Annotated in this window: 15 protein-coding genes and 1 tRNA gene; 1 reads left to right on the top strand and 15 read right to left on the bottom strand. The window is 71.5% G+C overall.

Features of this window, described 5'->3' with window-relative positions; translation table 11 throughout:
• Positions 1–25: 25 nt before the first annotated feature.
• The 14 genes from HDA33_RS08075 to HDA33_RS08015 form a co-directional block, all read right to left on the bottom strand.
• Complete coding sequence (locus HDA33_RS08075; RefSeq protein WP_184172379.1) at positions 26–880, bottom strand: hypothetical protein; 855 nt, start codon at positions 878–880, stop codon at positions 26–28.
• 23 nt (positions 881–903) lie between these two features.
• Positions 904–1,185: a hypothetical protein gene (locus HDA33_RS08070; RefSeq protein ID WP_184172377.1), complete on the bottom strand. Its 282-nt coding sequence runs from the start codon at positions 1,183–1,185 to the stop codon at positions 904–906.
• Positions 1,186–1,189: 4 nt separating this feature from the next.
• On the bottom strand, positions 1,190–1,432 hold the full coding sequence (locus HDA33_RS08065; protein ID WP_184172375.1) for a hypothetical protein: 243 nt from the start codon (positions 1,430–1,432) through the stop codon (positions 1,190–1,192).
• Positions 1,429–1,575, bottom strand: coding sequence for a hypothetical protein (locus tag HDA33_RS08060; RefSeq protein WP_184172373.1), 147 nt, complete (start codon positions 1,573–1,575; stop codon positions 1,429–1,431). Before HDA33_RS08060 ends, HDA33_RS08065 begins: the two co-directional genes overlap by 4 nt.
• Complete coding sequence (locus HDA33_RS12910; RefSeq protein WP_276510930.1) at positions 1,572–1,703, bottom strand: hypothetical protein; 132 nt, start codon at positions 1,701–1,703, stop codon at positions 1,572–1,574. Before HDA33_RS12910 ends, HDA33_RS08060 begins: the two co-directional genes overlap by 4 nt.
• Positions 1,704–1,967: 264 nt before the next feature.
• Positions 1,968–3,095 (bottom strand): AAA family ATPase, encoded by a 1,128-nt coding sequence (locus tag HDA33_RS08055; RefSeq protein WP_184172371.1) that lies wholly within the window; start codon positions 3,093–3,095, stop codon positions 1,968–1,970.
• Positions 3,092–3,343 carry a hypothetical protein gene (locus HDA33_RS08050; RefSeq protein ID WP_184172369.1) on the bottom strand — a complete coding sequence of 84 codons (252 nt, stop codon included), beginning with the start codon at positions 3,341–3,343 and terminating at the stop codon, positions 3,092–3,094. The genes HDA33_RS08055 and HDA33_RS08050 overlap by 4 nt, the downstream gene beginning before the upstream one ends.
• Positions 3,340–3,636: a hypothetical protein gene (locus HDA33_RS08045; protein WP_184172367.1), complete on the bottom strand. Its 297-nt coding sequence runs from the start codon at positions 3,634–3,636 to the stop codon at positions 3,340–3,342. The genes HDA33_RS08050 and HDA33_RS08045 overlap by 4 nt, the downstream gene beginning before the upstream one ends.
• 11 nt (positions 3,637–3,647) lie before the next feature.
• On the bottom strand, positions 3,648–3,962 hold the full coding sequence (locus HDA33_RS08040; RefSeq protein WP_184172366.1) for a hypothetical protein: 315 nt from the start codon (positions 3,960–3,962) through the stop codon (positions 3,648–3,650).
• Positions 3,959–4,195, bottom strand: a complete 237-nt coding sequence (locus HDA33_RS08035) for a helix-turn-helix domain-containing protein (RefSeq protein WP_184172364.1) — start codon at positions 4,193–4,195, stop codon at positions 3,959–3,961. The genes HDA33_RS08040 and HDA33_RS08035 overlap by 4 nt, the downstream gene beginning before the upstream one ends.
• Before the next feature lie 143 nt (positions 4,196–4,338).
• On the bottom strand, positions 4,339–4,728 hold the full coding sequence (locus HDA33_RS08030) for a hypothetical protein (protein ID WP_184172362.1): 390 nt from the start codon (positions 4,726–4,728) through the stop codon (positions 4,339–4,341).
• Complete coding sequence (locus tag HDA33_RS08025) at positions 4,725–5,924, bottom strand: tyrosine-type recombinase/integrase (protein WP_184172360.1); 1,200 nt, start codon at positions 5,922–5,924, stop codon at positions 4,725–4,727. The genes HDA33_RS08030 and HDA33_RS08025 overlap by 4 nt, the downstream gene beginning before the upstream one ends.
• Positions 5,925–6,105: 181 nt before the next feature.
• Positions 6,106–6,194: transfer RNA gene (locus HDA33_RS08020), tRNA-Ser, on the bottom strand.
• Positions 6,195–6,466: 272 nt separating this feature from the next.
• A complete protein-coding gene (locus HDA33_RS08015) occupies positions 6,467–7,408 on the bottom strand; it encodes a PRC and DUF2382 domain-containing protein (RefSeq protein ID WP_184172358.1) in 942 nt (313 codons plus the stop codon).
• Between the two features lie 293 nt (positions 7,409–7,701).
• Here HDA33_RS08015 and HDA33_RS08010 point away from each other — a divergent pair, with 293 nt between their 5' ends.
• On the top strand, positions 7,702–9,657 hold the full coding sequence (locus tag HDA33_RS08010; protein WP_184172356.1) for an FAD/NAD(P)-binding protein: 1,956 nt from the start codon (positions 7,702–7,704) through the stop codon (positions 9,655–9,657).
• Positions 9,658–9,739: 82 nt separating this feature from the next.
• On the opposite strand, the gene HDA33_RS08005 is transcribed toward HDA33_RS08010, so the two are convergent.
• The gene (locus HDA33_RS08005; RefSeq protein ID WP_184172354.1) at positions 9,740–12,478 is read right to left on the bottom strand and encodes an ExeM/NucH family extracellular endonuclease; all 2,739 of its coding nucleotides are present in this window, start codon (positions 12,476–12,478) and stop codon (positions 9,740–9,742) included.
• Between the last annotated feature and the right edge of the window lies 1 nt (position 12,479).

Raw genomic sequence — 12,479 nt, 5'->3', positions numbered from 1 at the left:
ACGTTGACGCCGGGCTCACATCGGGTCAGGCTCCGGCGCGCGCTGCCATTGCTCGGAGCATGGCCTGGCCCTCTTCCTGGCGGGAGGCTCGCGTGCCATAGCGGCGCTCCTCCTCGGCGATGGTGTCGCGCATGTGCTTTCGGGTCCGGGCTGCCTGGAACTCGGCCTCGCGTGCGGCGAGGTCGTCGGGGCTGGTTGCCAGGTCGAACACGACGCCGGGGCAGAGTGCGGCGTCCCATGCGGGGTTGCCGGTGACGGTGGGCACCTCGCCCCGGTGGCCCAGGGTGTCGATGTGTTCGGCGACGGGGCGGACGGTGGCCCACTGGGTGTGGGCCATGGGGTCCATGATCGATCGCACGGTCTGGGACAGCCCGTCCAGCAGGGCGGGCGCGTGGGCGTGGGCGAGCTGCATGAGTGCCAGGGCGGGGGCGATCTGGCGGGCGAGTGTGGCCGCGTTGCCCCGATCCAGGACGGTGAACGTTCCGGGGTCCTTGGTGGCGAGTTCGCCGGGGTTGCGGGCGGCGTCCTCCAGGGCCTGGGCGGCGGCGTTGAATCGTTCCAGCAGGTCGGGCAGGTAGGCCTCACCGTGGGCGGCGATTGCGTCCAGGCGGCGGCGGGTGTCGGCTTCGGTCCAGGCGGCATCAAGGTGGACGGCCTGGCGCAGTGCGGCCTCGGTGGCGTACTTCTTCAGTGCGGCGTCCTTGGTGGGGTCGTCTCCGGCGGCGAGCAGGTCTACGGCTCGGGCGTGGGCCTCGGTTGCGGTCATGGACGGGGTGAGGGGTGCCAGGGTGGGCAGCTCCAGGGCGGGCAGCTCCAGGGCTTCGGCGGCGGTGAGGTAGCCGTTAATCGTCGCGTTCGTGTCAAGGATCGTGGTATTCACTTTGGTGCCTTTCAGTGGGGGTGTCAGTTGTGCTGGTTGGTGGTGCGCTCGGGGGCGCACGTTCGGTTGTCAGGTGGTCGCTGGCGGGCGACCTCGGCGGCGTCGATCATGTCGGCGCACACGCGGGTGAGTTCGTCCACCGTGAGGACGAGCGCGGGCTTCCCGGCGACGATCAGGGCGACGCCGGGGTGACGTGCGCCCTGGGGGTCGGTCATCTGGGCCGGGGCCGCATGGGCAGTGCTGGCCGTGGTCCGGTTGTGCTGCCAGTGGTGTTTGCGGGCCACGAACGGGGGGCGGGTGGTCACGGGGTCAGTCCTCCGAGGTGAGGGTGGGCAGGTGGTCAGCGGGTGCGCCGTCCGCGTCCATCAGCGGCGGCAGGTCACGCGGGATGGCCCGGGGGCCGGAGAGAATCCGCGTCCCCGTATTGAGGGCGGACCCGGTAGGGTGGCGGGACATGGCGGCCAGGCGGTCAGGGTGCGAGTCACGGCCACCTCGGGCCAGCGCCATGAATCGGCGCAGCTCGGCATCGGTGTAGTTCGTGCGGGTGTTCATCGGGCGGTCAGCTCCTTCTTCAGTTCGGCGAGTTCGGCTTCGGCCTTCTCGGCGCGTAGCCGGTGGCGCTCGGCGCGCTCCATGTGAAAGCGGAGTTGCTGGCGCAGCATGTCGGCCTCGGTGGGGCGTTCGGTTGTGGTCATCGGTTGCGCTCCTGTGCGTTGCTGGCGGCGAGGTCGGCTTGGATGGCGCGAATCTCGTCGGAGATTGACCGGATGGCCGCGATGAGTTCGGGCACGGTCAGGGGGGTTGCGGTGGTGGTGGTGCTCATTTGTCCTCCGTGGGGGCGACGACGGCCCCCGACCGTGAGGTGGTCGAGGGCCGCGGATTGGTTGGGGGGGTGACTTGTCCCTGTCCCCGTGTCCCCACCTATAGGGGTGGGGACGGGGACACGGCTGTCCCGGACTGTCCCGGGGACAATCGGGGGTGCGTTCTACCGCATGAACATGCGGATTTGTGCTGTCCCCGTTGTGTCCTGTCCCCGGCTGTCCCGGACGTGCTGTCCCCACGGATCGGGGACAGCAAACGGACGGTTTCACTGCCGTTCTTTGCGCTTACGGATCGCTTCGGCCAGCACCTCATTGCGGGCCTTCATGCCTCGCTCCTTCAGGAACTCCCTCAGCTGGACCCGGCTCACGTCCGCCGACATGCGGGCCTGGTCCATCACGGCCACAATCTCGCTCACCTTCTGGTCATGCGCCTCAGACTCAGACGGCCCACGGCTGCCGGCCATGTAGGAGAGCAGCCGGGTCGAGGGCGTGAATTCGAGGGCACCTTCGGAGACGGACACGTCGCGTCCCATCGCCCGGAAGAACCGGGGCGCGTCCTCGGCGTCGCCCTTCCGGGTCAGCGTCCACAGGGCGTCGCACGAGTCCGCGAACTTGGATGATCCGCGCGCCCGCTCCCCGCCATGCCCGTGGTGATGAGAGATGAGGCTGTTGCTCACACCGGCTTCCAGCATGAGCGCGTCCCAGCCGGTCAGGAACCGGCCCACATCGGTGGAGCTGTTCTCCTCCAGGTTGAGGGCAGACAGGACAGCTCCCACCGGGTCCAGGATCACCACGTCCGCACCTGCGAGGATCGGCACCCATCGGGCCCGGTTCGCTGGTTCGGTCGGGTTGAGCGTGTGCGTGCGTCCTCGCAGTGGGACCACGCGCACACGCTCGTGGTGTTGCACGTCGAGGGCCTGCAGCCACCGGCTCAGGGTGCCCTCCGTCATCTCCGTGTCGAGCACGACGATGCTCCCGGGGGAGGTTGGCGCGTTGGTCACGGGGAACGCGGACAGGAACGGGTCACCGTCTGCCAGGGCTCGAATCAGGTTGCCCGTCATCGTCGTCTTGCCACCCTTTGCCGGGGCCGTGAACATCACTCGCCCGCCCAGGGGCCACAGGTCACGGATGAGCCATTCCGTCTGTTCGTGCGCGTGCGCGGCGATGAAGTCGCCCAGCCCCACGGGAGTGGGGAAGTCGATCCGCTCGACCCGCTCAGCGGCGACCAATGCCCGGGCGGCGTCCGCGATTCGCAGCCGCTCGGCCTGTTCGTGGATCTGACGTTCGCGGTACTCGTTCGCGGTGACTGCGAGTTCATCTTCCGGTGGGGCGCTCTCTGACGGGGGCCAGGCGTACGCGGCGGGGTCGAGTTCTTCGAGATCATGCGGATTCACGCTGCCTCCTTCCGTCCGGCGCGGGCCTGGGCATGCCAGGCGTGGAAGTGGGTCACGGATCGGGCGTGGGCAGCCTCTGCACCGTCCCACCCAGCGAACACGCGGGCGACGGACTCCACCACGGCAGGATGGGCCGCACCCTGGGCCAGTCCCTCGGCCAGCCCGTCCGCGTGCCCTTGGGCGTACGCGGCAGCCCACAGGGCGCGGTCCGCTTCGATCCGCTCGGCCACGCTCTCGGCGGCGCTCATGCCTCCCACCCCCGGACCGTCTCCGCCTCGTTGATGCGGGCGAGGACAATGGACGCCCGGTGACCACGCATCACGGCGCGATTCATGGCCTTCTCGGCGGCGTCCAGGGAGTACATGAATCGACGCCGGTAACGGACGCGCTCGGGCTCTTGAATGGCGACGATGAGCACGTGCACGCCTTCCAAAAGGTCGGCGGCGTCCGGTAAAATGGGGGCAGACTCAGGCTCGCTGGTGGTGGCCGGGTCGGTTGGATTGGACGCCGTTCCTAGGGTGTGGGGGCGGCGTTCTTCCATGTGTGGGGTCGTCATCGGGCGTTCGCCCCCAGACGCTCACGATCCACGTTGCGGGCGGCGGTGTCGCCGGTGGGATCGAGGGTGCGCAGACGGCGGCGGAAGTTCGGTGCGGCATCCTCCAGCGCCTTGTGCATGTCGATCAGACCGCCGGACACGAGACGTGTGGCGTGGCGCATCGCCCATGCGCGGGTCACGCCCGTGTTGTCCACGAGCAGGGCGACGGCGTGGCGCTTGTCCCCGGCCCGCATGGCGCGTTGCAACTCAGCAAGGGTCATCCCTTGGGCGGCTCCAGCCTTAGGCTGGGCGAGAGTGGCGGCGGCGCTCATGCGGCACCGCCTCGCAGCTCGGCCAGGCTGGTGACGGGCTGCCGCATGGCGCGCAGGTCGGCGGGGTCGATGCGGATGATGCGGGGACCGTAGCGGTAGGCGCGGAGGTCCCCACGAGCGATCATGCGGCGGACGCTTGAGGGAGAGGTGCCCAGCAGATCGGCCGCGTCCTGCAACGTGAGCTGGCGGTCGAGGTGGGCAGCGCGGGCGGATGTGTCGGTGCCTGATGGCATGGCAGAGAGTCCCTTCTCAGGGTGACTCCGGTTGCCATTCACTCCGGTTCGCCATTCGCACGGCGGGCGCTTTCAGATCAAAGGATATACGCCATTCGGTGTCGGTACAACTCATAGCGGGGCATGGGATTACAGCGGGTCACTTAGCGGGCATCGTCTTTGGACAGCCGGACGACTCCGGCCCCACGTCGAGCATCCCGCTCGAGCCGTTCCTGGGGGATGGTCAGGTGAAACACGTGACGGCAGTAGAACACCGGGTTCGCGGCCTCGGATGCGTAGTACGTCTGGGCCTCCCACGTCCCCTTCCCGTCCGTCCGCTTTTCGCGCGCGGCAGGGGTCGAGGTGTTGGCGTCGAGGTTGGGGGAGACGTAGTACTCGGGCTGGTGGATCAGCGTGAATCCTGGGGCCTGGTACACCTCGGCGAGTACGCACCCCTTGGACTGGCAACGGTAGACAACGGCTGCCCGGGCGCGGCGCTCCTTCGGGTCGGACGGCAGCAGGGCGAACACGTCAGCGGCGGTCGTGATGGTCATGCGTCCTCCTTGGACATGGTGGCGGCCAGGCTCGCCAGGCGGCGGCGTTCGGCGTGCTGGTACACCTCTACGGACTTCCCATCGGAGTGGCCGGCGTACGCCTTCAGCTCCGCTGTGGTGGCTCCAGCCTGGCCTAGACGGGTTAGGGCGGTGTGTCGGAGGCCGTGCCACGTGAAGTTCTCCACAGGGTCGTCCCCAGCCTCGGCCCGATGGGCGTTGAGCGCCTTCAATGCGGCGTTGAACCGCTTGCGGATGGTGTTGGGGTTGTTCAGGCCGTTCCCGCCGCCCACGCGAGGGAACAGCAGCCCGTCCGGCCCCGGGGCGGCGTGCGCGTCCAGATGAGCGGCCAGGTCGCCCGCGATCACCGGGGGTACGGGTACCTCGCGCCGTCCGGCGTCCGACTTGGGGGACTCTTCGCGGACGCCGGACCCGCGCGCCTGAACCTGGGATTCGACGCGGACCCATGTGGTCCCATCCGGGTCCGTGGTGATGTGGCGGCGGCGCAGGGCGAGGACTTCACCGATCCGCAGGGCGCACCACCCGGACAGCAGCACGGCCAGGCGGTCGGCTTCGGGCATCAGGTCCGCCAGGGCGGACAGCTCGGCGTCCGTCAGCGTCTCCCGGTTGCGCTGGGGCAGGTTCGGGCGGCGCAGACGACGGGCGGCCAGGGGAGGGACGGGCGAGGTCAGCAACCACGGCGTGAACGTGCGGGGCAGCTCGGCGGCGTCCCCGGTGGCCCACTTGAACAGGGCCGCGACCACGCGATGAATCTGAGCGGCCCCAGCGTGGCCCTTGGACTCTTCGAGCGCGTCCAGCCATGCGTTCAGGTCGAGGGCGGTGACCTCGCCCACGGGGCGGTCCCCGAACGTGGGCAGGAAGTGCGCTTCTAGGTGCCGCCGGTAGGTGTAGACGCTGCCGAGCTTCAGGCCGCGTTCGGTCTGCCAGGACAGCCACGCCTCGGCCATGTCGCGGACGGTGCGGGAGTCGGCGGCGGCCTGGGCGCGCCGAGCCTCCTTCTCGGCCTTCAGACGGGCGCGAGTGACGGCGGGCGGAACGAATGTCCCTCGCGCCTTCTCGCCCCGGGCGATGTCAAGGGCCGCGCGCGCGTCACCGAGCGTCGCAAACGAGCCGATTGTGTGTTGGTAGCCGTCCACGGTGAGGCGGGCGCGGTAGCCGCCTCCGGGTAGGCGGTCCACGCCTCTTGGCAGACGCTGGGGCTTGGGCATCTTCTCTCCGGGTGATGATCTGACTACCAGGTGACTAACTATATGGTACGTTGTGACCGTTCCTGAGTAGTCGTGGAACATGCGCGATCCGCCAAAATCCGCGCAGACATGCGAAAGGCCCCGTAACCACTGGGGTCACGGGGCCTTCTCGCGGAGACGGGGGGATTTGAACCCCCGGCCCGACTTTCGCCGAGCCCTTCATTAGCAGTGAAGTCCATTCGGCCGCTCTGGCACGTCTCCTCCATCCGGTCCCGCTCCGCACGAGGGCGGCGCGTTCTCAGACCGGTCCAGCTTAGCGTGACCCCTCGGACCAGGGCAAAGGAGGGCGCGACGCGCGGGGGGATGCGCGGGCGCGACGCGCGGGCCGGCTGCCCGTGCGTCGCGCACTGCACGTCCCCTCGCCACGGTCCACGCGACCGCCGGGACGCGCGAGAGGGGCCCCGGATCCGTGGATCCGGGGCCCCCCGTCGTGTCTGTCAGCGGACCGGCGTCAGCCGGTCGAGCCGGTCAGATCAGATGCGATCCTTGCGGTCGGTGCGGCCGTCCAGGTCGGGATCGGTGGCGTCGCCGTCGATCTTGACGTCCTCGTGGCGCAGCTCCTCGGACACGGTCTCGGTGTCCTGCACCTGGCGCTTGCCCAGCGACACCTTCTCGGCCTCCACGGTCTTGTTGACGACCGGGGTCTCCTCGTAGGTGGTCACCTCGATGTCGCCGTCGTGACCGGCGGTGCGGGCCTCGGCGGAGTTCGGGTCGACGGCCTCGCGCTCCACCACGACCTCCTCGCGGGTGACGGGCACCTCGACGGTCTCGGTGGTGGTGTAGGCCTGCTTGCGCAGACGGACGCGGCCGGTGGCCTGGCGCTCGGTGCCCACCTGCAGGTGCTCGTCCTTGACGACCATGGAGTCGCGGTCGCCGTCGACGACGTCGCGGCGGTCGGCGTCGACCAGGTCGCGGCGGTCGCCGTCCACCACGGTGTCGTCACGGCGGTCGCCGTCCACGACGTCGCGGCGGTCGCCGTCCACCACGGTGTCCTCACGGCGGTCGGCCACACCGGCCACACCCGCAGTGCCGGCCACACCCGCGGTGCCGGCGTCGGCGCGGAGGCCGTCATCGTGGCGCACGTCCCGGTCGTGGTCCACGTTCGAGTACTCCATGGAGTAGTACTCGTAGATGCGCTGCTCCTCCTCGGGCGTCAGCGAGCCGTCGGCGTCCACGTTCGGGGCGTCCTTCACGAAGGCCTTGTCGAACGGCACGGTGATGCCGTCGGCCGTCGTCTGAGCCTGCTGCAGCGGCACGAAGGTCTCGCGGGCGCCGAAGAGGCCGGTCTTCACGGTCACGAACGTGGGCTCGTTGGTGACGTCGTCCAGGTACACCTGGCCGACGGAGCCGATCTTGTCGCCGTCGGTGTCGAAGACGTTGGCGTTCTGAAGCTGGTCGAGCATGTTGCGGTCCATGAGGAATTCTCCTTCTGAATCGGTGTTTTGTTCCCTTACGTTGATTCACCATTCCGCATCGAGAGGACCCCCGTCAACCGCCGGACGCTCGACTTCTTCAACTGCCAGGCGGCTCCCAGGTTTCGCCTCTGACCTGCAGAAATCCGCGGTTTTCGACCCGTACCCCCCCGCTCAGCCTGGGTGCCACGTGGGAGTGTGGGCCGAACGGTCAGCATCCCTTGACGTCCCCCGATATTCTGTGGAATGCGTCCGGACCGGGCGCGGAAACATGGATTCCGAGAAGGGGAGGCCCCATGCCCGACGCCCAGGAGGCAGTCCGTCGACTCGCGGTGGTCGGCGCCGGCCCACGCGGCGTGATGCTGCTCGAGCGGCTCCTCGCCCGGCTGGAGGGATCGGCCCCCGGCGCGCACCCCGCCCGGCTGCGCATCGACGTCGTGGACCCCTACCCGCCCGGACCCGGGCGGGTGTGGCGGACGGACCAGTCCGAGCTCTACCTCATGAACACCCCGGCGTTCTTCCCCACGGCCTGCGCCGCGGACAACCCCGGGCTGCGCCCCTCCACGGCGGCGCAGACCTTCGACCAGTGGCGCCGGGTGCACCCCGAGGCCAGCCTGGGCGTGCAGCGCCACCAGTACCCGGCCCGCGCGGTCTACGGTCGCTACCTGCGCCACCTCTACCAGGACGTGGTCGCCGGCCTGCGCGCCCGGCCCGAGGTCGCCGACGTCGTCGAGCACCGCGCGGAGGTCACGGCCCTGCACCCGACGACGGCCGGCGGAGCGCGCCTGGAGCTGCGCGACGCCGACGGTGCGGCCTCCGAGCTCGCCGCGGACGCCGTCGTGCTGTGCCTGGGGCACCAGCCGGCCGAGCTCAGCCCGGGCCAGGCACGGATGGCCGCCGCGGCGCGCGGCCGGGACGACCTCCACTACCAGGGGCCGCAGATCCCCTCGGACGTCGACTGGGACACCGTGGAGCCCGGGGCCCGCGTGCTCGTGCGCGGGATGGGCCTGAACGCCTTCGACCTGCTCGCCCAGCTCACCCAGGGCCGCGGCGGCGTCTACCGGCGCACCGGGGACGGCCCCGGCCGGGCCCTCGCCTACGAACCCTCGGGTCGCGAGCCTCGCGTGCACCTGATGTCCCGGCGCGGCGTGCCCTACCTGCCCAAGGCCGAGGTGGACGCGTTCGTGCCGCGCGGGGTCACGCTGAGCTACCTCTCCGACGCGGCCGTGGACGCCCTGTCCGCCCGGCACGGCGCCCTCGACCTCGCCGAGCACCTCTGGCCGCTGCTGCACCGGGACGTGGTCCGCCACTACTACGCCACCCTGGTCCGGGCCCAGCCGGAGATCCTCGGCGGCCCCGTGGAGGCCCGCCGGTTCCTCGACGAGCTCGTGGGCCAGCTCGAGGAGGCCGGCCGCGGCGCCCCGGTGACCTCGGCGCACGCCGAGGAGCTGCTGCAGCGCTACGCCCCCGGCCGCCGCTTCCTCGACATCCTGGCCTACACGGCGCCGTTCGAGGACGCCGTGTTCGCCTCCCACGAGGACTACCAGCGCGCTGTCGCCGACCTCATGGAGCAGGCGTGCGTGGAGGCCGCGCTCGGGGAGGAGTCGCCGTTCATGATGGCCGTCGGCGCCCTCCACGCCGGCCGCCTGCGGATCAAGGCGTGGGTGGCCGAGGGCCGCATCGCCGAGGACTCCCGGATCCGGGACGTGCAGGGCTGGTTCGAGCCGCTCGTCGAGGGGCTGGCCTCCGGGCCGCCGCTGTGGCGCGTGGAGCAGATGCTGGCGGTGCACCGCGCCGGCCTGCTCACGTGGGCGGGCCCCGCGCCCGTCGTGGACGCCGAGGAGCGCGCCTTCTCCGTGCGCAGCCCGCAGGTGGGCGCGGCGGACTCGCTGGGCCCCGCGGTCGTAGAGGGGGAGTGGCTGGTGGAGGCGATGATGCCGCCCAACCGGGTGCAGGCCGCCTCCTCGCCGCTCATCCGGGGGATGCTCGACGACGGCGTCGCCGCCGCCGGCACGTGGGAGGACGAGGAGGGCGTGCGGGTGCCCGCCACCGGGTTCGACGTCACGGGCCGGCCCCACCGGCTGCGCGCCGCGGACGGCGCGGTCCACGAGGACGTGTACGTCCTGGGCCTGCAGCTCTCCGGCGTGCAGTGGGGCACCGCGATCGCCGCCGAGGCCGGGGCGGACCCGGCCGGCCGCGCGCTGTTCCTCGCCGACGCCGACGCCGTCGCGCAGGCCGTGCTCGCCGGCTGAGCACGGACGACGGCGGGGCCGCCCGGGATCGGATCCCGGACGGCCCCGCCGTCGTCGTGGGGCCGCGGGCCCTCACCCGCGGTCAGGGACGCGCGGCCTCCGGGACGCGGCCGTGGCCGGGGTGGCCCTCGCCCTTGTCGAGGCCCTTGCCCTTGCCGGGGTGGCCCTCGCCCTTGTCGTGGCCCTTGCCCTTGCCCTTGCCGGGGTGGCCGGCGCCCTTGTCGAGGCCCTTGCCCTTGCCGGGGTGGCCGGCGCCGGGCTGGGGCTCGGGCTCGACGACCGCGCCGTCGAGCCGCAGGCCCACCAGGAGGGGGTTGTGGTCCGAGGAGCGCCACTGGTCCGGCGCGTAGAGGTCCTCGGCCACGTAGTCGTGACGGGAGTACTCCAGGGCCACGGACTCGTTGGCGTTGATCATCCAGATGTCCTGGCCGGTCACCACGGCGCTCGCGGCCGGGGAGGCGTAGACGCCGTCCAGGCTGCCCACCGCGCCGTCGAAGGTGTACGAGTACTCGCCCGTCAGGGCGCCCTGGGAGACGTAGCCGGCCTCCTCGAGCACGCGGATCGGGTCCTCCTTCTCGTAGGCGTTGAAGTCGCCCAGCAGCAGGACGCGGTCCGTGCCGGCGTCGTCGGCCACCTGCTCGGCGAAGGCCACGAGGGCCTGCGCCTGGCGGGTGCGGTCGCCGTTGTAGGCGCCCTGGCCGTCGCCGGAGTCCGCGTTGTCGCCCGCGGCGCCGGAGCCGCCCTTGGACTTGAAGTGGTTGGTGACGGCCACGAAGTCGGTGCCCGCCACGCCGGCCTCAGTGCCGTCCGCCGCGCGGAAGTGCTGCGCCAGCGGCTCGCGGGCGTTGTCGAAGTTGACCTCGTCCCGCAGGATCACGGATTCGCCCACCGGGGTGACCTCCGCCGGCTGGTAGACGAACGCGTTGCGGATCACGTCCTCCTCCGCCAGCGCGGGGCGGTCGGCGGGGGAGGCCACGTAGGCCCACTTCTGCTCGCCGGCCTGCGCGTTGAGGGCGTCCACGAGGTGGGCCAGCGCGTGGTCGCGGTCCAGGTCGAACTTCGCGGAGTTCTCGATCTCCTCGAGCGCCACCACGGAGGCGTCCAGGCCGTCGATCGCCGCGGCGATCTTCTCCTGCTGACGGGCGAACGCCTCGGGCGTGTACGCGCCGCGCGGCAGGCAGCCGTTCGTGGTCACGGGCTCGCCGAAGCGGTCCGTGTAGGCGCGGCAGCCGGGGAAGTCCTGGCCCAGGGCGGTGAAGTAGTTGAGCACGTTGAAGCTGCCCACGCTCACGTTGCCGCCCACGGCCTCGGGCGAGGCCTCCTCGGGGCGGGTGTCTTCGACGGCCACCGGCTGCACGGCCGCCGCGGTGGCGTCCGTGAGGTGGCCCAGCGGCTGGAAGGACCAGGCGTCGAAGCGGTAGTCCAGGATCACGCCGGTGGTGAAGTCCAGCCCCGCGCCCACGCGCACGGGCCGGTCCGCGTCCAGGTACGGCAGCGGGTTCTGGTTGCCCGGAGAGCGCATGAAGTTGGTCGAGGCGCCGTCGTCGAGGACGATCAGGCGGCTCGCGTTGTCCGCGGCCACGGCCTGGGCCTCGGCGCCGGGGGCGGCCACCGAGGTCGGGTTGGGCAGGGGCTCGGTGCCGGGCACGATGCCCAGCGAGCCGTACTGGTTCAGGTCGTAGTTGTCCGTCACGGTCCACTCGCCGGCCGGCGCCAGGAGCATGCCCTCCAGGGCCTCGCGGTCGGCCTCGGAGAGCGGGAAGTCGACGGCGGTCGGGGCGACGGCGGCCGGCTCGGCCACCGGCGTCACGCCGGCCGCGCCCACGCGCACCTGGGTGAGGCCGTAGTGCTCGGCGGCCTCGCCGGTCACCTGGACGTGGTCGCCCAGGGCCACGGAGCCCACGGTGTCCGGGGAGTAGACGAACAGGCCGTCCGAGGCGCCGGGGGTGGCGTCCTCGGCGGAGCCGCCGGTGCCCGCGGTCTGGATGTAGTAGCCGTCGTAGCCGCCCGTGGAGTACACGGCGGTGACCACGCCGGTGGTGGTGACCTGCCGGCCGGCGTAGGGGGTGGCCGCGCCGTCGCCCTGGATCTGGGCGATCGTCAGGGCCGGCGCGGGCTCCGGATCCGGCTCGGGATCCGGGATCGGGTCCACGGGGGCCTCGCCGGTGGAGGAGGTGGGGGTGACCTGCGCGGTGACCGTGAAGTCGGCCGCGTTGTCGTCCGTGTCCACCCCGTCCGTGCGGGTGAGGGACTTCGGGTCCGAGTTCGAGGACGGGGCGCCCGCGGCGGCGTTCTCGAAGGTGTTGGAGGTGCCGTAGCCGAGCAGGTCGGCCACGCCCTCGGCCTGGCCCGTGGTCACCGAGCCGACCGGCAGCGCGGTGAGGGCGCCGGCCTGGTCCGAGAGGACCACGGTGCCGCGGGCGCCCGCGGGGTTGAAGGCGCCGCCGGCAATCAGGTCCGGCGTCGGCAGGGCCGCGCCGGTGGTGCCGTTGGAGCCGCCCTGGATCAGGAAGTGGCCCTTCGCCGGGACGGTGCCGCTGAGCGCCACGACGCCGTTGGGGGCGGCGGTGCCCGTGGCGGAGCGGTACTGCAGGGACCAGCCGTCCAGGGAGATCGGCGTGTCCGTGGGATTGTACAGCTCCACGAACTTGTGGGTGAAGACGGCGTTCGCGGAGCCGCCGTTGGTGTAGACCTCGTTGATCACGAGGCCGTCGCCCGTGGGGGCGGCGTGGGCGGGGCCGGCGACGACGGCCGGGGCCAGCAGGGTGAGCGCGGCCAGGGCGACGGCCGGGCGTGACAGGCGGAAGGTGCGCTGGGTCATG

It is taken from the genome of Micrococcus endophyticus (assembly GCF_014205115.1).
In the GTDB taxonomy this organism is placed as follows: Bacteria; Actinomycetota; Actinomycetes; order Actinomycetales; family Micrococcaceae; genus Micrococcus; species Micrococcus endophyticus.
This window is presented reverse-complemented; position numbering and strand designations above follow the sequence as displayed.

Bases quoted from the DNA above. Each gene is read 5' to 3' on its own strand.
- HDA33_RS08045 (WP_184172367.1), bottom strand. From the start codon at position 3,636: ATGGAAGAACGCCGCCCCCACACCCTAGGAACGGCGTCCAATCCAACC.
- HDA33_RS08065 (WP_184172375.1), bottom strand. From the start codon at position 1,432: ATGAACACCCGCACGAACTACACCGATGCCGAGCTGCGCCGATTCATG.
- HDA33_RS08050 (WP_184172369.1), bottom strand. From the start codon at position 3,343: ATGAGCGCCGCCGAGAGCGTGGCCGAGCGGATCGAAGCGGACCGCGCC.
- HDA33_RS08030 (WP_184172362.1), bottom strand. From the start codon at position 4,728: ATGACCATCACGACCGCCGCTGACGTGTTCGCCCTGCTGCCGTCCGAC.
- HDA33_RS12910 (WP_276510930.1), bottom strand. From the start codon at position 1,703: ATGAGCACCACCACCACCGCAACCCCCCTGACCGTGCCCGAACTCATC.
- HDA33_RS08035 (WP_184172364.1), bottom strand. From the start codon at position 4,195: ATGCCATCAGGCACCGACACATCCGCCCGCGCTGCCCACCTCGACCGC.
- HDA33_RS08040 (WP_184172366.1), bottom strand. From the start codon at position 3,962: ATGAGCGCCGCCGCCACTCTCGCCCAGCCTAAGGCTGGAGCCGCCCAA.
- HDA33_RS08010 (WP_184172356.1), top strand. From the start codon at position 7,702: ATGCCCGACGCCCAGGAGGCAGTCCGTCGACTCGCGGTGGTCGGCGCC.
- HDA33_RS08015 (WP_184172358.1), bottom strand. From the start codon at position 7,408: ATGGACCGCAACATGCTCGACCAGCTTCAGAACGCCAACGTCTTCGAC.
- HDA33_RS08060 (WP_184172373.1), bottom strand. From the start codon at position 1,575: ATGACCACAACCGAACGCCCCACCGAGGCCGACATGCTGCGCCAGCAA.
- HDA33_RS08005 (WP_184172354.1), bottom strand. From the start codon at position 12,478: ATGACCCAGCGCACCTTCCGCCTGTCACGCCCGGCCGTCGCCCTGGCC.